The sequence below is a fragment of the Corynebacterium sp. p3-SID1194 genome, from assembly GCF_025144155.1.
In the GTDB taxonomy this organism is placed as follows: Bacteria; Actinomycetota; Actinomycetes; order Mycobacteriales; family Mycobacteriaceae; genus Corynebacterium.
In genome coordinates this window covers 1-24,300 of record NZ_JALXWY010000023.1, presented here as the reverse complement: position 1 = coordinate 24,300, position 24,300 = coordinate 1, and the positions used below count along the sequence as shown (strand labels likewise).

At 64.5% G+C, this 24,300-nt stretch carries 24 protein-coding genes, 1 tRNA gene and 2 pseudogenes; 10 read left to right on the top strand and 17 right to left on the bottom strand.

The features are described 5' to 3' along the window. Positions 1–17: 17 nt before the first annotated feature. Together M3G19_RS10940 and zupT are read right to left on the bottom strand one after the other, a co-directional pair. Positions 18–866, bottom strand: coding sequence for an SDR family oxidoreductase (locus M3G19_RS10940; protein ID WP_259902657.1), 849 nt, complete (start codon positions 864–866; stop codon positions 18–20). Positions 867–875: 9 nt separating this feature from the next. After that, positions 876–1,643 carry a zinc transporter ZupT gene (zupT, locus tag M3G19_RS10935; RefSeq protein ID WP_259902656.1) on the bottom strand — a complete coding sequence of 256 codons (768 nt, stop codon included), beginning with the start codon at positions 1,641–1,643 and terminating at the stop codon, positions 876–878. A 23-nt stretch (positions 1,644–1,666) separates the two neighbouring features. On the opposite strand from zupT, the gene M3G19_RS10930 reads away from it, so the two are divergent. Next, positions 1,667–2,248 (top strand): CG0192 family protein, encoded by a 582-nt coding sequence (locus M3G19_RS10930; protein ID WP_259902655.1) that lies wholly within the window; start codon positions 1,667–1,669, stop codon positions 2,246–2,248. Here M3G19_RS10930 and M3G19_RS10925 read toward each other — a convergent pair. Further along, positions 2,245–3,978 (bottom strand): long-chain-fatty-acid--CoA ligase, encoded by a 1,734-nt coding sequence (locus M3G19_RS10925; RefSeq protein WP_259902654.1) that lies wholly within the window; start codon positions 3,976–3,978, stop codon positions 2,245–2,247. The two genes, M3G19_RS10930 and M3G19_RS10925, sit on opposite strands and share 4 nt — an antisense overlap. Positions 3,979–4,061: 83 nt before the next feature. After that, positions 4,062–4,134 (bottom strand) — tRNA-Lys (locus tag M3G19_RS10920). A gap of 102 nt (positions 4,135–4,236) precedes the next feature. Here M3G19_RS10920 and dusB point away from each other — a divergent pair. Together dusB and M3G19_RS10910 are read left to right on the top strand one after the other, a co-directional pair. Next, positions 4,237–5,406 carry a tRNA dihydrouridine synthase DusB gene (gene dusB / locus M3G19_RS10915; protein WP_259902653.1) on the top strand — a complete coding sequence of 390 codons (1,170 nt, stop codon included), beginning with the start codon at positions 4,237–4,239 and terminating at the stop codon, positions 5,404–5,406. A gap of 15 nt (positions 5,407–5,421) precedes the next feature. Next, positions 5,422–6,156 (top strand): phosphate uptake regulator PhoU, encoded by a 735-nt coding sequence (locus tag M3G19_RS10910; RefSeq protein WP_259902652.1) that lies wholly within the window; start codon positions 5,422–5,424, stop codon positions 6,154–6,156. Positions 6,157–6,232: 76 nt separating this feature from the next. On the opposite strand, the gene pstB is transcribed toward M3G19_RS10910, so the two are convergent. From pstB to mshD, 5 genes are all read right to left on the bottom strand, one after another. Further along, positions 6,233–7,009 carry a phosphate ABC transporter ATP-binding protein PstB gene (gene pstB / locus M3G19_RS10905; RefSeq protein ID WP_210574394.1) on the bottom strand — a complete coding sequence of 259 codons (777 nt, stop codon included), beginning with the start codon at positions 7,007–7,009 and terminating at the stop codon, positions 6,233–6,235. A gap of 36 nt (positions 7,010–7,045) precedes the next feature. Further along, positions 7,046–8,065, bottom strand: coding sequence for a phosphate ABC transporter permease PstA (gene pstA, locus M3G19_RS10900; protein WP_396121782.1), 1,020 nt, complete (start codon positions 8,063–8,065; stop codon positions 7,046–7,048). Positions 8,066–8,074: 9 nt separating this feature from the next. After that, entirely contained in the window at positions 8,075–9,139 is a 1,065-nt protein-coding gene (gene pstC, locus M3G19_RS10895; RefSeq protein ID WP_259902651.1) for a phosphate ABC transporter permease subunit PstC, read from the bottom strand. A 201-nt stretch (positions 9,140–9,340) separates the two neighbouring features. Continuing rightward, positions 9,341–10,486 carry a phosphate ABC transporter substrate-binding protein PstS gene (gene pstS, locus M3G19_RS10890; RefSeq protein ID WP_259902650.1) on the bottom strand — a complete coding sequence of 382 codons (1,146 nt, stop codon included), beginning with the start codon at positions 10,484–10,486 and terminating at the stop codon, positions 9,341–9,343. A 205-nt stretch (positions 10,487–10,691) separates the two neighbouring features. Then, positions 10,692–11,666 carry a mycothiol synthase gene (gene mshD, locus M3G19_RS10885; protein ID WP_259902649.1) on the bottom strand — a complete coding sequence of 325 codons (975 nt, stop codon included), beginning with the start codon at positions 11,664–11,666 and terminating at the stop codon, positions 10,692–10,694. 22 nt (positions 11,667–11,688) lie between these two features. Between mshD and M3G19_RS10880 the strand changes: the two genes are divergently transcribed. Together M3G19_RS10880 and M3G19_RS10875 are read left to right on the top strand one after the other, a co-directional pair. After that, a complete protein-coding gene (locus M3G19_RS10880; RefSeq protein ID WP_259902648.1) occupies positions 11,689–12,429 on the top strand; it encodes a DUF2993 domain-containing protein in 741 nt (246 codons plus the stop codon). 15 nt (positions 12,430–12,444) lie between these two features. Continuing rightward, complete coding sequence (locus tag M3G19_RS10875; RefSeq protein ID WP_259902647.1) at positions 12,445–13,140, top strand: FABP family protein; 696 nt, start codon at positions 12,445–12,447, stop codon at positions 13,138–13,140. Here M3G19_RS10875 and M3G19_RS10870 read toward each other — a convergent pair. Then, on the bottom strand, positions 13,137–14,036 hold the full coding sequence (locus M3G19_RS10870; RefSeq protein WP_259902646.1) for an aminodeoxychorismate lyase: 900 nt from the start codon (positions 14,034–14,036) through the stop codon (positions 13,137–13,139). The two genes, M3G19_RS10875 and M3G19_RS10870, sit on opposite strands and share 4 nt — an antisense overlap. Here M3G19_RS10870 and M3G19_RS10865 point away from each other — a divergent pair. After that, entirely contained in the window at positions 14,035–15,195 is a 1,161-nt protein-coding gene (locus tag M3G19_RS10865; RefSeq protein ID WP_259902645.1) for a folate-binding protein YgfZ, read from the top strand. The two genes, M3G19_RS10870 and M3G19_RS10865, sit on opposite strands and share 2 nt — an antisense overlap. A gap of 3 nt (positions 15,196–15,198) precedes the next feature. Here the strand turns inward: M3G19_RS10865 and M3G19_RS10860 are convergent, their stop codons facing one another. From M3G19_RS10860 to M3G19_RS10845, 4 genes are all read right to left on the bottom strand, one after another. Then, positions 15,199–15,417: a DUF3073 domain-containing protein gene (locus tag M3G19_RS10860; RefSeq protein ID WP_210574380.1), complete on the bottom strand. Its 219-nt coding sequence runs from the start codon at positions 15,415–15,417 to the stop codon at positions 15,199–15,201. Positions 15,418–15,586: 169 nt separating this feature from the next. Continuing rightward, positions 15,587–16,690 carry a phosphoribosylformylglycinamidine cyclo-ligase gene (gene purM / locus M3G19_RS10855; RefSeq protein ID WP_259902644.1) on the bottom strand — a complete coding sequence of 368 codons (1,104 nt, stop codon included), beginning with the start codon at positions 16,688–16,690 and terminating at the stop codon, positions 15,587–15,589. Between the two features lie 5 nt (positions 16,691–16,695). Beyond that, positions 16,696–18,162, bottom strand: a complete 1,467-nt coding sequence (purF, locus tag M3G19_RS10850; RefSeq protein ID WP_259902666.1) for an amidophosphoribosyltransferase — start codon at positions 18,160–18,162, stop codon at positions 16,696–16,698. 105 nt (positions 18,163–18,267) lie between these two features. Next, on the bottom strand, positions 18,268–18,651 hold the full coding sequence (locus tag M3G19_RS10845) for a sterol carrier family protein (RefSeq protein WP_210574376.1): 384 nt from the start codon (positions 18,649–18,651) through the stop codon (positions 18,268–18,270). 30 nt (positions 18,652–18,681) lie between these two features. Between M3G19_RS10845 and M3G19_RS10840 the strand changes: the two genes are divergently transcribed. Next, positions 18,682–19,689, top strand: coding sequence for an acyl-CoA thioesterase (locus M3G19_RS10840; RefSeq protein WP_210574374.1), 1,008 nt, complete (start codon positions 18,682–18,684; stop codon positions 19,687–19,689). Between the two features lie 82 nt (positions 19,690–19,771). Here the strand turns inward: M3G19_RS10840 and purL are convergent, their stop codons facing one another. Genes purL through purS form a run of 3 tightly spaced genes read right to left on the bottom strand, consistent with a single transcriptional unit; the run spans position 19,772 to position 23,052 of the window. Then, a complete protein-coding gene (gene purL, locus M3G19_RS10835) occupies positions 19,772–22,129 on the bottom strand; it encodes a phosphoribosylformylglycinamidine synthase subunit PurL (protein WP_396121781.1) in 2,358 nt (785 codons plus the stop codon). Beyond that, positions 22,126–22,806 carry a phosphoribosylformylglycinamidine synthase subunit PurQ gene (gene purQ, locus M3G19_RS10830; RefSeq protein WP_259902642.1) on the bottom strand — a complete coding sequence of 227 codons (681 nt, stop codon included), beginning with the start codon at positions 22,804–22,806 and terminating at the stop codon, positions 22,126–22,128. Before purQ ends, purL begins: the two co-directional genes overlap by 4 nt. Positions 22,807–22,809: 3 nt before the next feature. Further along, positions 22,810–23,052: a phosphoribosylformylglycinamidine synthase subunit PurS gene (purS, locus tag M3G19_RS10825; protein WP_210574370.1), complete on the bottom strand. Its 243-nt coding sequence runs from the start codon at positions 23,050–23,052 to the stop codon at positions 22,810–22,812. Between the two features lie 191 nt (positions 23,053–23,243). Here purS and M3G19_RS10820 point away from each other — a divergent pair, with 191 nt between their 5' ends. The 3 genes and pseudogenes from M3G19_RS10820 to M3G19_RS10810 all read left to right on the top strand — a co-directional run. Then, positions 23,244–23,777 (top strand): metal ABC transporter solute-binding protein, Zn/Mn family, encoded by a 534-nt coding sequence (locus M3G19_RS10820; RefSeq protein ID WP_259902641.1) that lies wholly within the window; start codon positions 23,244–23,246, stop codon positions 23,775–23,777. After that, a pseudogene (locus M3G19_RS10815) lies at positions 23,740–23,871 on the top strand (metal ABC transporter permease); the annotation flags it as partial. The gene M3G19_RS10820 and the pseudogene M3G19_RS10815, both read left to right, overlap by 38 nt. Positions 23,872–23,879: 8 nt before the next feature. Continuing rightward, positions 23,880–24,284: pseudogene (locus M3G19_RS10810) on the top strand (ATP-binding cassette domain-containing protein); the annotation flags it as partial. Between the last annotated feature and the right edge of the window lie 16 nt (positions 24,285–24,300).

The following is a 24,300-nucleotide window of genomic DNA, read 5'->3' as shown; positions in this document are numbered from 1 at the left end:
AAAGCATAGATGGGGCGCTACAGGTCGTGCTTCGCGGAAATCACGTTGAGCATGATTTGTTGCGGCACGACACGCGCCAGAGCGAAAGCGACGGGTGCCATGGACCCGACGGCGTAGTGCGGTTTGGGGCGCGTAGCTCGGATTGGCCGGAGGATTTCACGGGCTACGCGTTCGGCGCTGATGCCGGATGCTTCGTTTCGGTTCAATTTCGCCAGCATCCGCGCGAACTCTGCGGCGTACGGGCCAGCTTCATCGACGTAGGTGGTGCGGCGGGCGGAGAGGCCGGTGGAGATGGCGCCGGGCTCGAGCGTCGAAAAGCCAATGCCGAAAGGGGCTGTCTCGCGGCGGGCGGCGGTGGCGAAGCCTTTGACGGCAGCTTTCGATGCGACATACGAGGAGCGAAATCCTAGCGGGAAGCTGCCTAGCATGGAGCCGACCATCACGACGCGCCCGCGTCCAGCTGCGCGCATGGCTGGCAGGAGACGTTGAGTGAGGTCCACATGCCCGATCACGTTGACCTGGAAGAGCCGTTCGAGCGCGTCACGAGGCAATTCCTCGAAGGGGCCCGACTGCGATTCGCCCGCATTATTCACCAGCACAGCAGGGGTGCCCATCGCGAGAATCTCGGCCGCACACGCCTCGATCGACGCCGGGTCGCCGAGGTCGAGGCCGACGTATGTCACGCCAGGCAATCGCTTATCGACACCCCCTGGTTTCCTCGTCGTCCCCACCACCCGGAACCCCTCGCTTACGAGTAACCGAGCTGTAGCCTCTCCAATGCCCGAGGTAGCGCCGGTGACCACGGCGAGGTCGCCGGCACCGACCTCCGGGAGCTGCGGAGTGATAAAGAAACGTGTGATCCCCATGCCTGAATCTTAGGCGAGCAAAACTAAGCTCACTGCCATAACGGCCATTCCGCCGATGACGCCATACACGGCGCTGTGGTGGCGACCCGTCGCAATCGCGGTGGGCAAAAGATTGTCCAGGCTGACGAACACCATGATCCCGGCGATGGCTGCGAAGGTGACGCCGAGCGCCGCAGGACCGAGGAAGGGCTGCAAGAACAGGTACCCGATGATGGCGCCGAGTGGCTCAGCCAGACCGGACAAGGCGGCCCACCCGGCGGCGCGCCATTTCTTGCCGGTCGCTTCGCGCAGTGGCACAGCCACGGCGATGCCCTCCGGGACGTTGTGGATCGCGATCGCGACGGCCAGCGGCAGCGCGAGCGCCATGTCCTGCAACGCCACGAAGAAGGTGGCGAAGCCTTCGGGGAAATTGTGGATCGCGATCGCCATGGCAGTCATGACGCCGACTTTCCGCATGCGCGCGCTACCGGCGACAGGGCTGGGCTCTTCGTGGGGATTGATCTCGTCGGGAACGAATCGGTCGATCACCGCGATCAGCAAAACGCCGCCGAAGAACGCTAATGGCCCCCAGACCTCGGCTGCGGCGACCCCGGCTTCCTCGAGCCCGTCGACACCTTCGGGGAGCAGCTCGACGAGGGAAATATAGAGCATCACGCCGGCAGAGAATCCGAGGGAGGCTGCCAGGAAACGTTCGCTTGGGCGGCGTTGGAGGGCGACGATGAGGCCGCCAAGGGCCGTCGATAAGCCTGCGAATAAGCAAATTGCGAACGCCGTCATGCGCGCAGCCTACAGTAGAAAATATGACTACTGCGAAAATTTACGACGCTGAGCTCGATCCCACCAAGGACGCTCTCGCTGCCCGCTTCTCCACGCTGACGCACGTGGAGGGTTCCTACCGCGCGTTCGACCGCGACGACAAGGTCGGCATCGAAGTACTCGTCGGCACCGACGCCGAAGGCGCGCTCACGCAGTGCGGCTTCACCTACCGCGAGGAAGCAGCAGCGCTTGATGACGCCCTGTCGCCCCTTGACCACTCCATCCTCGGCCCCCGCTCCGTGGCCCACCTGACGGGCGACCCAGTCGGCGTGCGCGAATTCGTCCAGATGATCCTCAACGGCGAGCCGGGCGCGGATTTCTCTACAGGCGAGCCGATTTTCGCGGTGCGCGGGACGGGCTCTGGCGATGTCGTCGTCGACAACGTCGTGGTGGACACTCACGATAAATTCAATTCCGTGGGCACTCTCACCGTCGACGGCGAGGAAAAGCGCTACCAGCTGCGGCTGCAGCGCATCGTCCGCGACCAGCCAACTGCCGACGTGAACGACCTCGCCCTCGTGCGCGAGGACGGCGCCATCCTGATGAACCTCGGCATCTGGGATTAGTCCCGCTCGAGGCGCTCCATCAGCTCGTCGCGCACCTCGCGGCGGCGCACCTTACCCATCTGGTCCTTCGGCAGGTCCTCGAAGTGATAGAAGGCGCGCGGCACCTTGTAGCGGGTGAGATTCTCGCGTGCGAATTCTTTCAGGCTCTCCGGGTTCATCTCCGCGCCGCGGTCCAAGACGACGCATGCGACGACATCCTCTGAGCCGTCGCTACGCGGACGCCCCACGACCGCGACGTCGACGACATCTCGGTGCCCGCGCAGGGTCTCCTCCACCTCCGCCGGGTACACGTTGAATCCGCCGGTGATGATGAGCTCCTTGATGCGCGAGACGAGCTTGATGAAGCCGTCTTCTTCCATCACGCCCATGTCGCCGGTGCGGAACCAGCCGTCATGGAAGACCTTCTCGGTCGCCTCCGGATTATTGAGGTAGCCACCGAAGACCTGTGGGCCCTTCACCAGGATCTCGCCGGGCTCACCGTACGGCATGTCCTCGTCGAGATTGTCGGGGTTTGCGATGCGCACCTCGGTGTCCGGGAACGGGATGCCGATGTAGCCGGGGCGGCGGTCGGCGCTTTCCGGGTTGCCGATCACGATCGGGGATGTCTCGGTCAGGCCGTAGCCTTCGATGAGGTGGCCACCGGTGACCTCCTCCCACTCCTCGATGACAGAGGCAGGCAGGGACGACGCGCCGGAGAGGCCGATCTGGACCTGCGAGAGGTCGACATTCTTCTCGCGGGCGGACTGGATGATGCGCTCGAAGACGGTGGGCACGGCGGGCACGAAGGTCGGCGGGGTCTTCTTCACCGCGCGCATGATCAGGTCCACCGACGGCGCAGGCAGCAGGACCAGCTCGCTGCCGATGAAGAATGTCAAGGTCAGGGAGAACGTCAGGCCGTAGGCGTGGAAGAACGGCAGAGTGGCCAGCATGCGCTGGCCGGGCTCCTGCAGTTCCTTGGCCCACGCGCGGCCCTGCACCGGGTTGGCCATCAGGTTGCGGTGCGTCAGCGGCGCGCCCTTCGGGGCGCCAGTGGTGCCGGAGGTGTACAGGATCAGGGCGGGGTCGTCGAGCTCGATATTGTCCGGGGTGCGCACGCGCGGCGGAATCACCTTCCGGGCACTCAGGACCTTCTCCCAGGGCAACGTCCCCTCCGCAGGTGCGGTGAGCTGCTCCCGCGCCTTCTTCAGCTTGCCGACGGGCACCTTAAGCACTGCGCGCTGAAGCAGCGGCATCGCCTTGGTCATATCGACACTGACCACGATCGCCAGCTCGGTGCTGTCGTCGTCCTTGATCGTCGTGGCGGTCTCCGCCGCCTTGTCCCACACGATGGCGACGCGGGCGCCGTGATCGGCGAATTGGGGGCGCAGCTCATGCGCCGTGTAGAGCGGATTATGCTCCACCACGATCGCACCCAACTTCTGCACCGCGAAAAAGGCCACGACGTGCTGCGGACAATTCGGCAGCATGATGGCGACGCGGTCGCCCTGCTGCACACCGATACGCTTGAGACCGTCGGCGGCGCGGCGAACCTCCACGTCCAGTTCTCCGTACGTCATGGTGCGGCCGAAGAAATGGGTCGCGGTCTTGCTGGCGTTGGCGGCGAGGTTGTCGTCGTAAAGCTCGACGAGCGTCTTCTCCGGGTACTCCAGCGTATGGTCCGTCCACTCCGGGTAGTACTTCAGCCAGGGCTTGCCGCTGCTGTTGTCAGCGGGCTCATTCACGTCGGACATGCCGTCCACCCTACGCCGGGACGATGGCCTTCGGGCGAAGAAAATCCCCGCGACCAAAAAAGGACCGCGGGGATCGGATGCAGTGGGCCCTGTGGGGATCGAACCCACGACCTGCGGATTAAAAGTCCGTAGCTCTACCAACTGAGCTAAAGGCCCGTGCGCATACATGGTAGCGGGCAGGTGGGTGAGGGGAGAAATCGGGGCGTCGATAAGCGAATGCCCACGTCAGTTTGTGCGACCGCGACGTGGGAGGGAACAATGGGGCACGTGACTTCTACTCTTCCGCAACTGCGCATCGGCGGCATGGACCTTGCTTCGCCGGTCATCCTCGCACCGATGGCCGGCGTAACGAACATGCCTTTCCGCGTGCTGTGCCGCGAGATCGAGCAGGAGCTGACCGGCACCGCGTCCGGGCTGTACGTGTGCGAGATGATCACTGCCCGCGCGCTGGTGGAAGGCAACGAGAAGACCCTGCACATGACCACGTTCGCGCCGCAGGAAACGCCGCGGTCGATGCAGCTGTACACCGTCGATCCGGAATACACGTACCGGGCGGTGCGCACCATCGTCGAGCGCGACATGGCCGACCACGTGGACATGAACTTCGGCTGCCCGGTGCCGAAGGTGACGCGCCGCGGCGGCGGGTCCGCACTCCCCTACAAGCGCAAGCTGTACGGGCAGATCGTCGACGCAGCCGTGCGCGCAACAGAAGGAACGGACATCCCGGTGACCGTGAAATTCCGCATCGGCATCGACGACGAGCACCACACGCACCTCGACGCCGGGCGCATCGCCGCCGACGCCGGTGCCGCCGCCGTGACTCTCCACGGGCGCACCGCCGCGCAGCGCTATTCGGGCGACGCGGACTGGGGCGAAATCGCGCGCTTGGTCGAGCACATGGACGGCACCGGTGTGCCTGTGCTCGGCAACGGCGATATCTTCGCGCCGCAGGACGCGCAGGCCATGATGGATGATACGGGGTGCGCCGGCGTCGTCGTGGGACGCGGCTGCCTCGGCCGCCCGTGGCTATTCGCGCAGCTCGGAGCGCAATTGCGCGGCGAAGAGGTACCCGAAGAGCCGACACTCGGCCAGGTCGCGCGCATCATGCAGCGCCACGCGGAGCTTCTCGCCGCCCACGAAGGGGAGGCCAAAGGCTGCCGAGACATGCGCAAACACGTAGGCTGGTACCTCAAAGGCTTTCCAGTCGGCGGTGAATTCCGCGGCCAGCTCGCGCGCGTTTCTTCGCTCGCGGAGCTGGACGAGCAGCTCTCCACCATCGCCACCTCGAACGAGCGAGCTCAGGCTGCCGATTCCGCGCGCGGACGCCAAGGTTCCGCGGCGAAGGTGGCGCTCCCCGACGGCTGGTTGGACGACCCAGAAGACGACACCGTGCCGGTCGGAGCAGAGATTGACTCCAGCGGCGGATAGTGAGGACACCCCACCATGCGCACCGAATACCGCGAGCACCTCAACGCATTCGCTGAGGACTTGCAGTTCATGAGCGACACGGTGCGCACCGTCATGCGTTACGCATCCAAAGCGCTTATCGACGGCTCGCTCGAAGACGCCGAAGCCGCCCTCACCGAAGCGGACACTTTAAAGGAGATTCGTGTCCGCTGCGAGGAACGCAGCATGGCTCTACTGGCGTTGGAAAGCCCCGTGGCATCCGATTTGCGCCAGGTGTTCACCTCCATCTACATCGTGGAGGACTTCAACCGGATGGGTACCCTCGGACGCCATATCGCCAGCATTGCTCGGCTGCGACACCCCGAATACGTCTACGACGAGACGATGAAACCCACCGTCGTGGAGTTGGCGCGGCTCGTGGACACCATGGGCGAGCTCATCCACGACCAACTGATCGCTCCCGACGTCGACGGTGCACTGGCGATGAGCGAATTCGACGACGAGCTCGACGCGCTCAACCAGCACCTGCTCAACAGCGTCACCGCTCACGACTGGCAGGGAACTAGCCGCACCGCCGTCGACTTGGCGTTGCTCGGGCGCTATTTCGAGCGCTACGCCGACCACTGCGTCAACGTGGCCGCTCGCATTGTCTACCTCGTCACCGGACTCACACCCGAGCGCTACGTGCGCAAAAAGGACGCGGACGGTCACAAGATCGAGATGAACGAACGCTTCCGGGAACTGGAAAGGTACTTCGGGCGGGGGCGGTAGGCGCGACGTCGATAAGCGAAAAAGCGTAAGCCCCCGGTAGGAACGAATCCTAGCGGGGGCTGCTGCGCGAAATGGCTTAGCCGAAGCGGCCAGCGATGTAATCCTCGGTCTCCTTGCGCTCAGGGTTCTCGAAGATCGTGTTGGTGTCGTTGAACTCGACGAGGTGGCCCGGCTTACCGGTCGCCTCGAGGGAGAAGAACGCGGTCTTGTCGGACACACGAGCTGCCTGCTGCATGTTGTGCGTCACGATGACGATGGTGTACTCGTCCTTCAGCTCGTGGATCAGGTCCTCCACAGCGAGGGTGGAGATCGGGTCCAGAGCGGAACACGGCTCGTCCATGAGCAGGACCTCCGGCTGGACTGCGATCGCGCGGGCGATGCACAGACGCTGCTGCTGACCACCGGAGAGGCCGCCGCCCGGCTTATCCAGACGGTCCTTGACCTCGTCCCAGAGGTTCGCGCCACGCAGGGAGCGCTCAGCGACCTCCTTGAGCTTCTTCTTGTTCTTCTCGCCGGACAGCTTCAGGCCGGCGACGACGTTGTCCTCGATGGACATGGTCGGGAACGGGTTCGCCTTCTGGAACACCATGCCGATGGTGTTGCGGACAGCCACCGGGTCGACGTTCTTGGCGTAGATGTCGTGGCCGTCGAGAAGCACTTCGCCGTCGACGGACGCGTTCGGGATCACCTCGTGCATGCGGTTCAGGGTGCGAAGCACGGTGGACTTACCGCAGCCGGACGGACCGATGAATGCGGTCACAGCCTGTGCGGGGATATCCATGTTGACGCTCTGGACGGCGTGGAAGTCGCCGTAGTAAATGTCGAGGTCGTTCAGCTGGAGCTTGATAGACATTAGTTTCTCCTAGATGGGAATGAAGGGCGGGGCGACTTATTTCTTGACCGAGAACTTCGCGGCAATGAAACGTGCCAGGAGGTTCAAGACAACAACGAGGATGACCAGGGTGAGGGCTGCGCCCCACAGGCGGTCCATGACCGGCTGCGCAGAACCGGACTTCCACATATCGAGCATGAACAGCGGAAGCGAAGACTGCGGCTGACCGAACAGGTGGGTCCAGTTCAGCTGCGGCGTGGAGCCGACAAGGATCAGCACAGGAGCGGACTCACCCATGACGCGGGCGATAGCCAGCATGATGCCGGTGACGATGCCGGACAGTGCCGTCGGCAACACGATGCGTGCAATGGTCTTCCACTTCGGGACGCCGAGGGCGTAGGACGCCTCGCGCAGATCCATCGGGACAACGCGGAGCATCTCCTCGGTGTTGCGCACCACCACCGGGACCATCAGCAGGATCAGCGAGAGCGACACGGCGAAGCCGGAGCGCTGCTGGCCGAGGATGGTGATCCACAGGGCGTAGACGAACAGAGCGGCAACGATGGACGGAACACCGGACAGGATGTCCACCATGAAGGTGGTCAGCTTGCCCAGCTTGCTGCCATTGGAGTACTCCACCAGGTAGATAGCGGTGAAGATACCGATCGGAATGGAGAACAGCGACGCGATCAGCGTCTGCATGAGGGTACCGGCGATGGCGTGCAGGGCGCCGCCGCCCTCGCGGCGGGCGCGGACGCCGACCATGTCCTGGGTCCACCAGTCCGGGCTCAAGATGGCCTCATAACCGCGGGACACCAGCGTGAACAGCAGCCAGAGCAGTGGGATCAGGGCGAGGATCATCGCGACCCACATCAGGCCGCCCATGAAGGAGTTCATGGTCTTGCGGGATGAGGAGATGTGGGTGAATGGGCTGCCGCTGGTCGCGGTTGCCTTCTCGCGGGTCGCGGTCGCGGTAGCTGCGGTGGTGCCAGCCGCGGTCTCGGCCGGGGCGGTCTCTGTCACCTTGGTGACCTTCTTGGACTCGCCAGAATTCTTACCGGGGTATGCAGTGCTCATGTCATACACCTACTTCTTGTTGACGATCGCACGTGCGATCGAGTTGACGATGAAGGTCAGCAGGAACAGCACCAGACCCGCGGAAATGTACGCACCAGCGGAAGTCGGGTTGTTGAACTCTGCCGAGGCACTCGCGATGGCGGTCGCGAAGGTCGAGCCGCCGTCGAAAAGCGAGCCACGGAATTCCGGGCCGGTCGGGATGACCATGTAGAGCGCCATGGTTTCGCCCAGGGCACGACCGAGGCCCAGCATGGAGCCGGCGATGTAGCCGGACATACCGAACGGAAGAACAGTCATGCGGATGACTTCCCAGCGGGTCGCGCCCAGTGCCAGGGCGGACTCGATCTGTCCTGGAGGGGTCTGCACGAAGATCTCGCGGGTGGTCGCCGCGATGATCGGCAGAATCATGATCGCCAGGACGATGCCACCGGTGAGCATGTTGCCGCCCGTCGCGAACGACGGGGAGTTTTGGTACTGCTTGAACAGGAAGAAGTTGCCGCCCCAGGAATGAATCCACTCGTAGAAGCCGGAGAGCTTCGGACCGAGCACCTGCGCGCCCCACAAACCGTAAACGATCGACGGGACAGCCGCGAGCATGTCGACCAGCGTTGCCAGCGGACGCACCAGCTTCTTCGGCGCGTAGTTGGACAGGAAGATCGCAATGCCAAGGGCGATCGGCATGGCGATGATCAGAGCGATGATCGAGACCGTGATCGTGGTGAAGAAGAGGTTCGGAATACCGAACTTCATCTCCTCCAAGTTCGCGGTCTGCCAGTCGCCTCCGTAGGTGAAGAAGTTCTCTTTGTTCAGGCGCAGCGGGTTGAAGGCCTGCATCAGGAGGAACAGACCGATCGCGATGATGATGACGGTGATCAGGGCGGCGGAAATGGTGGAGAGCGATTCGAAGACGCGGTCGCCCGGACGCTTCACGCCAGCACCGCCACCTGCGGTGCCCACAGCGGCAGAGTCATCTCGGTCCGTTTCTACAGGCGTCGCCTGCGACGAGCCACCGATCGGGTCGGCGCTGGTCACGGAGCCGGCGCGAGCGTTATCCGGCAGTTCGTTGTCAGCCATAGTGACGATTCCTTTGAATAGTGAAAGTCAGTGTGTAGAAGAGCGTGGACGCTCCCCCACTTTTGTCGGGGCGTACGGACGACACCGTTGGAGGTTCCCGGACCGCACCCACCACGTGAACATGCCCCCGGCTCACAGCTGCGGCAGGGGGCATGTTGTCTTACCCAGACTGTGAGGCTGGGTACGTGTGACGCTCAGGCCTTAGGAGATAGCGTCGACGGAAGCCTTCAGCTTCTCGGCGAACTCGCCCTTGACCGGGATGAAGCCAGCATCAGCGAGCTCCTCGTCCTGGGACTCGAGGACGACGGTGAGGAAGTCCTTCACCATGTTCTTGGTCTCCTCGTCGTAGCCCTTGGAGCAGACGATCTCGTAGGTGGTCAGGATGAGCGGGTATGCGCCACCCTCGTGGGAAGAGAACAGAGCCTTGGAGTCGACGACCATGTCGTTGCCCTCGGTCTTGAACTGGACGGATTCCAGAGCCTTGTTGACGGTCTCGTCGGACAGCTCAACCGGGCCGCCACCGAAGTCGATGTTGGCGACACCGAGGTCGAGGTCACGTGCGTAGCCGGACTCGACGTAGGTGATAGCACCCGGGGTAGCGTTGACTTCCTCAGCCACGGAGGTGGAGCCATCCTTACCGACGCCGACCTCCTTCGGGAATGCCTTGCCCTCGCCGGTCCACTTGCCGTCGGAAGCAGCAGCCAGGAACTTCTGGAAGTTGTCGGAGGTACCGGACTCATCGGAGCGGTAGATCACGGAGATGTTCTGGTCCGGCAGCTCGACGCCGTCGTTGTTCTCGGCGATCTTCGGGTCGTTCCAGTTCTTGATGGTGCCGTTGAAGATCTCGACGATGTTGTCGACGGTCAGGTTCAGCTCGTCAACGCCCTCGATGTTGTAGGCGATAGCGACCGGGCCGATGACCATCGGCAGGTGCCATGCGTCGTTGCCACCGCAACGCTCCTTGGCAGCCTCGACCTCGCCCTTGTCCTCCTTCAGCGGGGAGTCGGAGCCAGCGAAGACAGCCTGGTTACCGGTGAAGTTCTTGATGCCCTTGCCGGAGCCGGTCGCGTTGTACGCGAGGTTCGCACCGGGGACTGCCTCGGAGTAGCGAACGCCGAAGTACTCCATAGCGTTCTTCTGGGAGGTAGCACCCTCAGCGACGAGCTGGCCGGTCTGGCCGGACAGGCCCTCGATGGAGCCAGCGTCCTGGCCCTCGGAAGCGGTGCTCTCGCCGCCCTTGGCGTCTTCGGTGCCCTTCTCGTTGGAGTCGCCGCAAGCGACGAGGGTCATGGAGGTCAGTGCAGCAATGCCTGCGACTGCTGCAGTGCGCTTGATGTTACGGATCACGGGGATACCTTTCCGGTGCGAATTCAGATTGCTTCTGAGCATCGGTCTCAGGGCGCAGGAATGTCCGTGCCTGAGTGCTCACATTTGGGAAGCTACGGGTTTCGCGTTAACCATGCGACCCCTAAACGGTGAACAATGAGTTAACTTTGGGATCTCCTGTGAATTAGTGGTGCGTTCTGTGTCACATTTTTGACCACGAGGAGCGTCAGGCCGCGCGCACAGCGTTGGCACGGTCGACGGGACCCGCGGAATAGACGACGTGGCGCTCCGCCACCTCAAAGCCCATCGCTTCGTACCTGCGCACGGCGGGAACGTTGTCGGCTTCGACATAGAGAATGACTCGGCGCGAACCGCCTGCGACGAGGTGCTCGAGTCCAGCGCGCATGAGGGGGTCGCCGAGTCCGCGGCCGCGATAAGCGGAGGACAGGCCGACGACGTAGACCTCCCCCACTTCTTCCGAGTGGCGCTTAGTCCAGTGGAAGCCGGCCAAAGCAGACAGCACGTCAGCTTCAACGCGATCAGCTGCCCACAGCAAACGCACGCCGTCAGGGTCGAACCAGGGGGCGTCCATGGAATCGTGAAGCGCCTCAGCAGTCTGGCCGCCTTGCTCGGGGTGCCAGGAGAACGCGTCGTTGTTGACGTCCAACCAGGCCTGCTCGACGGCATCGCGGCCCCAGCGCGAAACGGATTCGGTGTAGCTCAGCTCCTCAAGGTCGGCAGGCAGAGCATCGCCGGTGGCACCGAATCCGCCGATGCGCTGCAAGGCTGTGCCGTCGACAGCCATGACGAGAAGTTCGCGGGTGGGGTGCAGCGACAAGCTCGACGCGAGGGCTTGGGCCGCGGGAAGATTACCGTGGGCCCACAGGCCAGCGTCGGGGCGCGCCTGTAAGACGGTTTCAGCGAGTGCGGCGCCGTGCCCGTTGCGACGGGAAGCTGGGTCCACGACCAGTTCGGCGGAGCCGTCGGGGGCGCAGGCGGCGAGGGAGCACAGGGTGTCGTCGATAAGCGATGCCCAATAGATATGGTCCGATCCGCGGCCGAGCTCTTTGGTGAATCCCTCGGAGAAGGCTTCGACGCCGTCGGCCTCATGCGCGCGGTCGAGGAGGGCGCGGGCGGCGTCGACCAGCGCGGATTCGGCGCCGAGATCGACGCGCTGCACTGCGGAAGAACCCTGTGTCATACCCCCAGGCTACGGTAAAGGCATGAAGGTGAAGATGCTTGCGGCGATCGCGTGTGTCGTCGCGCTCGCGTTCGGCGCGGATGCGGCGGTGGCGGCGCATGTGGAGCGCGCGTTGGCCGCGCACGCGCGGGAGGCTGACGCCCTTCCGGCGGACCCGGAGACGTACGTCGGCGGTCTTCCGTTCGCGCAGGTCGCGCTCACGGGCAGGGTTCCGCGCGTGAGTTTCCAGGCGCTCGATGTGCACGTTGACGGGGTGGGAATCGCGAATACGCGCACGGATATTTACGGCATCGACATCGACGTGGACAAGGCCGTCAGGGCGGAATTCGCGGGGGCGCATGCCAAGCGCGTGGAGCACACGCTGTCCCTCGACGGTGTCGCGTTCGGCCAACTGCTCGGCATGACGGACCTCGACATCGCGAATCCATACGATATTTCGCCGACGGGCGGCACAGCGAGCGAGGCGCAGCTCACGGGCACGGTACCGGGCACGGACGAGAAGACGTCGGCGGTGGTCACCCTCCGGCTCGACGGCACGACTTTCCGCATGGAACCCGAACAGCTTATCGACGTCCCATCGGCCCTTGCCCCCGCCGTCACCGACGCGTACACCCTTGAGTTGGATACCCGCGACCTCCCGATCGGCGCGCAGGCGGACCTCGTGGAAGTGGCGGGCGGGTCGATCCGCTTCTCCTCCCAGCAGCACGATGTGACCGTGACCGACGAGCTACTGTCCCCCGTCGCGGTTCCGGCGGGCCGATGACTACCCTTGAGTGTCATGAGCGAAAACGAGAACCCGCAGAACGAACCGACGAATGCGAAGCTGAACAGCAACGACGCTGTCAACCTGGCTGCGGAGCAGTCGAAGGGCACGGCGCACCGCAATATTCCGGGGTTGGGCCTGGATGAGATCCCCCTGCCGGACGACACTGCGAATTTGCGCAAGGGCCCGAACCTGCATGACGGCCTACTGGGCCTGCTGCCGCTGGTGGGCGTGTGGCAGGGCGAGGGACAGGCAGTGGAGCTGCCCGCATCGCCGGAGGAAGAGCCGAAGGACTACGCTTTCGGCCAGCAGCTGGTCATTTCGCACGACGGCGAGAATTACCTGCGTTTCGATTCGCGTATCTGGCGCATCGACGAAGACGGCGAACCCACCGGCGCGGACCAGCGTGAGACCGGGTTCTGGCGCATCTCCCTCAAAGACGAGATCGAGGTAACGCTGACTAATTCCCGCGGATTGGTGGAGGTTCTCTACGGCTCCCCGGTCAACGAGCGCGCGTGGCAGATCACGTCGGCCTCCACGATCGCGACGGAGCAGGGCCCAGCCAACCACGGCCCGGGCAAGCGCATGTACGGGCTGATGCCGAACAACAATTTGGGCTGGGTCGACGAGCGTGTCGCAGCCGGTTCCACGCAGGACGACATCACGTTCATCCCCTACATGTCGGCTGAGTTGAAGCGTATCGCGGGCTAGCCGGCGACGGCGGCGTCGATAAGCTTGCGCACCTTCGCTTCTTCTTTTTTGCTGGGCGCGGGGAGCTCTTTGCCATCGATGGCGGTCACGCGCACTCCGCCGCGCACGGAGCTGACCAGCCACACCTGGTCGGAAGCGCGCAGGTAATCGACGTCGATGTCTTTTTCTTTGCAGCGCCACCCGTCTTTTTCCGCGCGTGCGAAGACCGCGGCTTGGGTGGTGCCTGGTAGCACGTCGCCGCCGGTGGTGGGCGTGCGCAGCTTGTCGCCGCGGACGACGATCACTGACGAGGTCGCTCCCTCAAGCACGCGCCCGGTGGCGGGGTCGATGTAGATGACGTCGTCAAAGCCGCGGCTTTTTGCCCAGCGTACGGCGGACATCGCCGCCGCGTAGTTGAGCGTTTTCGCGCCGACGGTCAGCCACGGGGTCTCCTCCGTGGCGGCGAGGGTGTAGCCGCGCGGGGCGGTCATTATTTTCGCGCCACGTTCGCGCAGCTCAAGTTGCTCGCGCGGAATCGGCCGCACGGTCACCCACGCGCTGGGCACACCGGTGGATTCGCGGCCGCGGGTGTACGTCCACTGGCATTTCGCCTCCACATCGGCGGGTTCCAGCCCGGATTCGCGCACGAAATCGGCGACGGCCATCTCGGTCGCGTTCCGCCACGCTTGAGCGGGCGGTTCTGGGAGGTCGAGCAGGCGCGCGGAATTCGCGAAGCGTTTCAGGTGCGCGTCGAGATTCGTGGGCGTGCCGGCGGTGACAAGGATGGTCTCAAAACAGCCGTCGCCGCGCGTGACCGCCGCGTCGTCCCAGTACACGTGCGGAAGATTCGCGTTTTGCCGCCGCAGGGAACCGCCGAACGGCTCGACGAGGTAAATGACTGCGTTGTTCGGGCCCATGATTCCCCATTATGCCCGCGTACTATTGGGGGACGTGAATAACTACCGTTCGCCCCTTTTAAGCTTTACTGGTGCGGCCGAGCTGCCCGACGCAACGAGCACGCTTATCGACGCCGCAGGCGTCCCCTCCCACTACGGCGATCCCCTGCGCGAACAGCGTTTCGTGCAACGCGGCGGTGTCGCCGTGGACCGCAGCCACCGGTACGTGATCCGCGTGGCGGGACCGGACGCCGCGGAATTTTTGAACAACCTCCTGTCACAGAAACTCGACGACGCTCCCGAGGGTTATTCCGCCGCATTTTGCGATCTGGACATACAAGGGCACATTCTCCACCACGGCGACATCACGCGCACCGGTGACGCGTTCTTCCTGGACACCCCGTCATATCTGGGTGAATCCCTGCTGGAGTACCTGACCAAGATGATCTTCTGGTCGGAGGTGACGGTCGATAAGGCGGACCTGGGCATCATCACGGTGCTTGGCGCTCCCAACTCGTTCGCCGTGCCGGAATCCACCGGCGCCGTCTTCTCCCGCGAGGTGGACTGGGCCGGCCCGCGCCGCATCGACATCGCCGTGCCGCGTAAGCAGCTTGCCGACGTCTACCGGGCGCTCACCAGCGCTGACGCCGGCCTGGAAAAGGCAGGCCTGATGGCGTTCACTGCCGAACGCGTCAAGGCCTTAGAGCCAGAACAACGCGCGGACCTCGACGCGAAATCCATCCCGCACGAGGCACCGACGCTCATTGCCCGCGGCGGCCACGTCGGCGCCGTGCACCTGAATAAGGGCTGCTACCGCGGGCAGGAGACCGTCGCACGAGTTGAAAACCTTGGCCGCTCCCCGCGCCTGATGGTCCTCGTGCACTTGGACGGCTCCGCCCCAGCGGAACCGGAAACGGGCTCTCCTGTCACCGTGGGCGGGCGCACCGTGGGACGACTCGGCACTGTCGTCCACGACTGCGATTACGGGCCAGTCGCCCTAGCGTTGGTGAAACGCTCCGCACTCAATGCACCAGAAGATGGCATCACTCTGGACATCGAAGCAGGCGACGAGGAAAACGGCACCATGACTGTCACCGCCGCTGTGGACATTGATTCCCTGCCAGCGGACGAGGGAGAAAAGGCGGGGCGCGCCGCCGTGAATAAGCTGCGCGGGCGCTAGTTCCTAGCGCTTATCGTCGTCAGCGTCCCAGTCGGCGTACTCGGCGTACTGCGGGTCGACCTCGTAATCGTCGTCCTCGTCATGGTCGTCGTCCCACTGGTTGTTCGAAGGGGCCTTGCCCGCGAGCTCCCGCTGGAGCGAATCAAGATCCATGTCGGGCGTGTTGTACTTCAACTGGCGTGCGACCTTGGTCTGCTTTGCTTTGGCGCGTCCGCGACCCATGGCGTGACCCCCTTGAGGTGTCTAAAGGGCGGCTCGACTAATCGGCGGCCCTTCTGAAAACGTCTGAAAATTTGTCCTGCATGCCATAATAGCGTGCGCGTCAAATTATGTCGCTTACCTCTACCACCAGCACAAACCGCTCGGGGCGCGGTGTGCGCGCCTTGAGCTACTAGTGCACGTGCGTGCCGACGAGCGTCGCGCGAGCCCCCGCATCCTCGTCCGTCGCGGTGCGCACGACGCCGAGCTCCCAGCAGTCCACGTGGCGCGCGGTGAGCATCGCGAGCGCGCGGTCACGGTCCTCCGGCGCGACGACCGCGACCATGCCGACACCCATGTTGAATGTCTTTTCCATCTCTTCTTCCGGGACCTTGCCCACGGTGCGGATGGTGCGGAAAATCTGCGGCGGCTCCCACGACGCGCGGTGCATTTCTGCGACCTTGCCTTCTGGGATGACGCGCTCCATGTTGCCCACGAGACCGCCGCCCGTGACGTGGCAGAACGTACGCACCTCGCACTCGTGCGCCAGCGCCAAGCAGTCGAGGGCGTAAATGCGGGTCGGCTCAAGCAGCTCCTCGCCGAGCGTGCGACCCAATTCCTCGATGTGGCCGTCGAGCGGCAGCCCTGCTTTCTCAAGCAGGACATGGCGGGCCAGGGAATAACCGTTGGAGTGCAGGCCGGACGACGCCATACCGATGATCACGTCGCCGTCGCGCACACGGTCAGGGCCGAGCAGCTCGTCAGCCTCGACGACGCCGACGGCCGTGGCGGAGACGTCGTATTCGTCCTCGCCCATCACGCCCGGGTGCTCCGCGGTCTCGCCGCCGAGCAGCGCGCAACCGGCCTGGACGCAGCCCTCAGCGATGCCGCCGACGATCTCCGCGACCTTCTCCGGCACGACCTTGCCCACCGCGATGTAATCCTGGAGGAACAGCGGCTCTGCCCCGCAGACCACGAGGTCGTCGACGCACATGGCCACCAGGTCAATGCCGATCGTGTCGTGCTTGTCCATGGCCTGGGCGACCGCGAGCTTCGTGCCCACGCCGTCCGAGCCAGCCGCCAACAGCGGCTCCTTGTACTTGCCCAGCGCGAACAGTCCGGCGAAGCCGCCGAGGCTGCCGCGGACCTCCGGGCGCGTCGCGCGCTTGGCGTGCGGGGCGAAAAGCTCGACGGCCTTGTCGCCGGCCTCGATATCCACGCCGGCGGCGGCGTAGGAGACAGAAGTGTCAGCCTGGGTGTCCGGGTTTTCCGGCCGCTGGTTGTCGGGGGTGGTCATGAAAGCTACATCCCTTCCTGAATGCGCCGAACCGCATCGGCATTGGCATTGTGCTCGGGCAATCCGAGCGGATAGTGGCCGTCGAAGCATGCGGCGCACAGATTGTTGGCGGGCTTGCCCGTGGAGGCGATCATGTCGTCAATGCTCACGAACGCCAATGAATCGGCTCCGATGACGCGGCAGATATTCTCCGCCACGGCTTCCTCATCTCCACCCGCATTATTGGCGATGAGCTCGCCCGGGCTGGCGAAGTCGATGCCGTAGAAACACGGCCACTTCACCGGCGGCGACGCGATACGCACGTGCACTTCTGCGGCACCGGCTTCGCGGAGCATCCGAATCAATTTGCGCTGGGTGTTGCCGCGCACGATCGAATCGTCGACAACGACAAGGGACTTGCCCTCGATGATCTCGCGCACGGGGTTGAGCTTCAAGCGCAGACCCAGCTGGCGCAAGGTGTCCGATGGCTGGATGAATGTGCGGCCGACATAGGCGTTCTTCATCAAACCCTGTGCGAACGGAATGCCGGATTCTTCGGCGTAACCGATCGCGGCAGGGGTGCCGGACTCAGGTACAGGCATGACGATGTCGCCGTCGACGGGCGCGACGCGGGACAGGCGGCGGCCAATCTCCAGGCGGGTGGCGTTGACCGTTTGGCCTTCCACCACAGAATCAGGACGCGCGATGTAGACGTACTCGAACACGCACGTCTTCGGCGTGGCGTCGGCGAAGCGCTCGGTGTGAATCCCGGATTCGTCGATGGCGATGAGCTCGCCGGGTTCGATGTCGCGGACGAAGGATGCACCGGTGATATCCAGTGCGGCAGTCTCGCTGGCCACGACCCAGCCCTGCTCGAGGCGGCCCAGCGACAGCGGTCGCACGCCATGCGGGTCGCGCGCCGCGTACAAGGTGTTGCCGTCGGTGAAAACGAGACAGAAAGCACCCTTCAACGCCGGCAGCAGGTCGCGGGCGGAATCGAGGAGGGTGCGGTCGTCGCGGACGCCGTCGGCAAGCAAGGCCGAGACCACGGCAGTATCCGACGACGAGCCCTGCCCCTCGACCCCCTCGGCGGACACGAGCTTGCGGCGTATCGCCTCGTCTTCCAGCGTCTTGAAATTGACCAGGTTGCCGTTATGCGCCAGCGACACATCGGTCCCGTTCGGGGAGGTCCGGAACATCGGCTGGACGTTCTCCCACTTCCCGGACCCCGCGGTGGAATAGCGCGTGTGGCCGATTGCCACATCGCCCTGCAACGCGTCCAGAATCGCCTCGTCGAAGACCTGCGAAACCAGACCGCTGTCTTTGAATACCACGATGCGGCCCTCATCGCCCACCGCGATGCCGGCGCCTTCCTGGCCGCGGTGCTGCAAGGCGAACAGGCCGAAATACGTCAGCTTGGACACATCCTCCCCCGGTGCCCATACGCCGAAGACACCGCACTCCTCGCGCGGCTCGTTCTCCTCGGCCTCCATATCCCGTGGGATACCAGTAGGCACCGAATGATCGGTGACGTTGGCGGCATCGGCAGCATCAGCATTCAGGCTTTGCACGTGCACAACCCTAGTGGATTCACCCACCTAGAGGGCAATCACCGGCAAGCCGGCGGTGACCTCCCCGGCGCGGGAACCCGAGGCTTCCACCAGACCCTCGGCAACGGCGGTGTCATAATCCAGCTTCCCCGTGGCCAATTGCAGCCAGACTTCCGGCGCCATCTCCACCACATTGGGAGGGGTGCCGCGGGTGTGACGCGGGCCCTCAACACACTGAACAGCCACAAATGGGGGCACCCGAAGCTCCACCGTGTGTCCGGGGAGTTCGGCGGCGAGGGCGCGCACGGAACGTCGACAAGCGTCAGCGATCAGCCCACGAGCCGGAACGGGCGTGCTTTCCGGATCCTCGATCCACCCCTTGACAGCCTCAATCGCGGCGCGGGTGGCCGAAGGGTCGTTCTTAGGAGTCATGATCGCAGTCTACGTATTAAACTCACAGGAATGACCGAGACAGCGGAATCTGTAGATAAGCCCTCATCCATCACCCTTCGCTTCATGGCGGCCCCGACGGACATCATTCACGCTGGTGCGCAAGGCGTTTCCGGCGGACGCGTCCTCGAGTGGATCGACAAAGCCGCCTACGCCTGTGCCGTCCAGTGGTCCTCGACCTATTGCGTCACCGCATACGTGGGCCACATTCACTTCACCCGCCCCATCCCGTCCGGGCACATCGTGGAGGTGCGCTCCCGCATCGCCATGACCGGACGGAGCTCCATGCACATCGTCAACGAGGTCCTCTCCGCCGACCCGCGCGAAGGCGTGTTCACCCGCGCCTGCGACTGCCTGGTCATCTTCGTGGCCAAGGACCCCGAGACCGGCAAGGGCATGCAGGTGCCCACGTACGTCCCGCAGACCGACGAAGAAAAGCGCGTCGAGCAGGCCGCGAAGTCCCGCATGGAGCTGCGCAAGAATATCGAAGAGCAGATGGCGGAGCAGACCTACGACGGTGAGTCCCGCGCCCCGCGCATCATCCACCGCTTCATGGCTAAGCCGACCGACATCAACTGGGGCGGCAAGGTCCACGGCGGCACCGCGATGGAGTGGATCGATGCGGCCGGTACTTCCTGCACGATGGAATGGTCCGGCGAGCAGACCGTGGCCGTCTATGCAGGCGGCATCCGCTTCTACCGCCCGATCTCCATCGGTGACCTCATCGAGGTCGACGCACGCCTAACCCGCACCGGCAAGCGCTCCATGAGCGTGGACACCCACGTGCGTTCTGGCGATCCGCGCGGCGGCCGCGAGAACCTGCAGACGGCGATCCACGCCACCTTCACCTACGTCGCTACCGACACGGACGGCGACCCGCTGAAGGCCCGCAAATTCGTCCCCGAGACCGAGGAAGACAAGGCTCTCTGGCAGCACGCCGAGGTGCTCAAGGCGATGCGGGAGGAGTACCGCCCCATGCCGCTCGTCTCCCCGAACCCGTCCACCCAGCGGACGGACTAGACCGCGGAACTAACACAAGGCACAGAAAAAGCGCGGGGACCGCTTCACGGCGGTACCCCGCGCTTTGCGCGTAAACAGGTGTCTAGACTGCTGCGTTCGGCGCGTCGGCGTGCGCGAACAGCCCCGGCAGAGTGCCCGCCCACGCGGTGCGCAGCGCCTGCATGCCGATGGACTGGCCAGCGCCGGGGGTGCCCTCAGCGAAAGTAATCTCGCCGCTCATATTCGTCGTGCCGATCACGGCGGCCGGAATGCCCAGCTCGACAGCGTCGGCGATAACGCGGTCAACGCGGTCGGAGCTGCACGCCACGAGCACGCGGGAAGCGGACTCGGAGAACAGCGCGGTGAACGCGTCCTCGTGAACAGCCGAAAGGTCGAGTTCAGCGCCCTTCTCAGTGTCCTTGAGCATCTCGAACACCGCCTGGCCGAGGCCGCCCTCAGACAGGTCGTGCGCGGCGGTGAGTCCGGCAGACGCACCGGAAGATTCCGCAGGCGCGTCGGCAGAGCCGCAGAAGAAGTCCGCGAGCTTCGCCTCGTCAGCCAGGTCCACCTGCGGCGGAAGGCCCGCAAGCCCAGCGCCGGAGATGTCCTGCCAGACGGAGCCGCCGAATTCGTCGCGCGTCTCACCGAGGAGAACGAGGACATCGGGGTCCCCGTTATTGACCACGCGGTGGCTCACGGAGTGCGCGACATCGTCGATGACGCCGAGCACGCCGACCACAGGCGTGGGCAGAATCGGGGTCTCGCCCGTCTGGTTGTAGAACGAGACATTGCCGCCGGAAACGGGGATATTCAGCTCACGAGAGCCGTCGGCAAGCCCGTGGACAGCTTCGCGGAACTGCCACATCACGTCGGGGTTCTCCGGGGAGCCGAAGTTCAGGCAGTTGGTCACCGCGACGGGGCGGGCACCGGTCACTGCGACATTGCGGTACGCCTCGGCCAGAGCGAGGCGCGCGCCCATATTCGGGTCCAGGTACGTGTAGCGGCCGGATGCGTCGGCGGAGACGGACACACCGCGTCCGGAGGTTTCGTCGATACGCAAAACGCCCGAATCCGCGTGGCGCGCCTGGACAGTGTTGCCGCGCACGTAGCGGTCGTACTGCTCCGTGATCCAGTCGCGCGAGCACAGCGCGGGGGACGCGACGAGCTTCAGCCACGCATCAGCGACATCCGCAGGCTTATCGACGTCCACCGCTTCCTGCACCCCGTCCTGCCACTCCGGGCGCTCCCACGGGCGCTCGTAGACCGGCGCTTCATCCGCGATGGTCGACGGCGGTGCATCGAGAACGATCTCGCCGTTGTGCTCGATGATCAGGCGGTCGTTTTCTGCGGTGACCTCGCCGATCTCTGCGCAGTTGACGTCCCACTTGGCGCAGATCTCCTTGAATCTCTCGACGTTTTCCGGAGCCACGACAGCGCACATGCGCTCCTGGGACTCGGAGGCCAAGATCTCCGCGGCGGACATATTCTCCGCGCGCAGCGGAACAGCGTCGAGGTTGACGCGCATGCCGCCGTCGCCCGCCGCCGCGAGCTCGGACGTCGCGCACGCCAGACCCGCGCCGCCGAGGTCCTGGATACCGACGACGACATTGGCGCCGTAGAGCTCCAGGCAGCACTCGATGAGGACCTTCTCCGCGAACGGGTCGCCGACCTGGACGGCGGGCAGCTTGCGCTCCGCGCCCTCCTCGAAGGTCTCGGACGCCAGCACGGACACGCCGCCGATTCCGTCAAGACCCGTGCGGGAACCGAAGAGCATGACCTTATTGCCCGTGCCGGATGCGAATGCGAGCTTCAAATCCTCGACCTTCAGCGTGCCCACACACAGCGCGTTGACCAGCGGGTTGCCCGCGTAAGTGGCGTCGAACGAGGTCTCGCCGCCGATATTCGGCAGACCGAGCGAGTTGCCGTAGCCGCCGATGCCCGCGACGACGCCGGGCAGCACGCGCTTGGTGTCATCTGCGTCCGCCGGACCGAAGCGCAACTGGTCCATCACGGCGATCGGGCGCGCGCCCATGGCCATGATGTCGCGGACAATGCCGCCAACACCGGTCGCCGCACCCTGGTACGGCTCCACGTAGGAGGGGTGGTTGTGCGACTCGACGCGGAACGTCACCGCATCCCCGCCGCCGATGTCCACCACGCCGGCATTCTCGCCGATGCCAGCGAGAATCTTCGAGGCCATCTCCTCAGTCATGGTCTCGCCGAAGTAGCGCAGGTGCACCTTCGAGGACTTGTAGGAGCAGTGCTCCGACCACATCACCGAGTAGACCGTCAGCTCCGCGTCCGTCGGACGGCGGCCCAGAATCTCGCGAATGCGGGCGTACTCGTCGTCCTTCAGGCCCAGCGCGGCATACGGCTGTTCCTGCTCCGGCGTCGCCTTCGCGGCCTCGACGGTGTCATTGTGCACGAGCGGGTTCTTTTCCTGTTCGCTCACGCGAATCACGCTCCGATCTTCGAGATTTCGGCGATGGCGGACTGGATCAGCCCCAGACCATCGGTGGACGGCCCGGTGAGCAGGTCAATGGCGTGCTCCGGGTGCGGCATGAGCCCCACGACACGGCGGTTCTCGCTGGTCACGCCCGCGATGCCGTTCATGGAGCCATTGAAATTATCGGTGTAGCGGAAGACCACGCGGCCTTCCGCTTCAAGCTTCTCGACAGTCCCCTGCTCCGCCTGGAACCTGCCCTCCCCGTGCTTTGCCGGCACGAGGATCTTCTGCCCCGCCTCGAATTCGCTCGTCCACGCCGTCTCAGCGTTGGCGACTTCGAGATAGGTGTCGGTGCAGTGGAAGTGCAGGCCCTTATTACGGGTCAGCGCGCCCGGCAGCAGCCCTGCTTCCGTGAGGATCTGGAAGCCGTTGCAGATACCCAGCACCGGCATGCCCTTGCCAGCGGCCTCCACGACGGCCTTCATCATCGGCGCCATCGCCGCGATCGCGCCGGAGCGCAGGTAGTCGCCGTAGGAGAAGCCGCCGGGAACGATGACGGCGTCAACGCCGGTCAGGTCCTCGTCCGCATGCCAAAGAGACTTCGGCTCCGCCCCTGCGAGACGGACGGCGCGCAGCGCATCAACGTCGTCAAGCGTGCCGGGGAATGTGATCACCCCGATGGTCGCTGCCATCTTTTACGCCTCCTCTTCGCGCACGATGACGAAGTCCTCGATCACGGTATTGGTCAGCAGCGTCTCAGCGACGCGCTGCAACTCCTCGTCCGTGACCGAATCGGCGACCTCCAATTCGAAGCGCTTGCCTTGGCGAACATCCGTCACCCCGTTCACCCCGATGCGCCCCAGTGCTCGGTGCACAGCCTGTCCTTGCGGATCCAGAATTTCGGCCTTGGGCATGACATTTACAACGACTCGTGCCATGAGAATCCTTCACAGTCTTGACGGTCTGAAGACGCCCGTCAGTATATCGGACCGCCCAACCACTCCCCCTCCCCGCGGCGACCTTCGCGCATCGCCCACGACCCCTGCTGCGCGTTGAAAACAGTTTTCATTACTGGTTAGATGTCCTCTATGCAGACTCGTCATCTTCACCGTCCGGCCACCTCGAAGCCGTGATCAACGGCACCGACATCGACCCCCACCACTTCGAGCCTTCCGCCAAGGACCTTGCCCGCGTCCGCGAAGCCGGCACCCTCGTCGCCAACGGCGGCCCCTACGACGCCAGCCTCTACACCGTCGCCGAGCAAGACCGCATCATCCACGCCGTCCCCCTCATAAGCAAAGAAGAAGCCGAGGCCCACAAGCATGCCCATGAGCATGGGGAGGAGGGCCATGATCATGAGGGGCACGAGCACGGCGAGCACGGCCACGAAGGCCACGAGCACGAGGGACACGGCCACGATCACTCCCACGGCATCCCCGACGATCCGAACGAGCTCGAGCACGCCTGGTTCTCGCCCGAAAAGGTGAAGGAAGTCGCGGCCGCGGTGAAGGAGAAGGTCGGGGGATCGACGGAGGACGTCGATAAGCGAATGGGCGCAGTGGAAGAGAAGCTCGCGGCGTTACCGCACACGCACATCGCGATGACCGAGTCGATCGCGGCACCGCCCAGTGCGCGCTGTTGTCTGGGCAGTCGTGTTCGCTGAGGTCTCCGCGGTCGGCGGCATGATTCTTTCCCTGGCTCCAGGTGTACCGGTGAGCGTGTTCGTCGCGTTCATCACACTGATCCCGAAGAGGTAAGCGATGAGTCCCTTGTGAAGGTGCTCGACGCTGTCGGCCTCAAAGATCAGCACGTCGAACCCGCGGACGATGTGGGGTATCGGGGAAGTGCGCTGTCCGGCGGCCAGCGCCAGCGATTGGCCATTGCGCGGGGCCTGCTTCGAGGACCATCCCTCTTGCTCCTCGACGAGAGCACTGCCGCACTCGACAGCGAAGCTGAACGGTCGATCTGCCTCATGCTGCGCGAGCTGAGCACGCGGATGTCGGTCGTGATGGTGGCACATCGTCCTTCCGCGTTCACCCTCGCCGATCGAAGCATCGTCCTCGAGGACGGCCGGGTCGGGGCGTTCGGGGATCATGATTCACTCATGCGCGAGAACGATCTCTACCGTCGGCTGGTGAGCGAGTCGACCGACGCCGGCGCTGATCGATGAAGCGATCCGCCCGGTT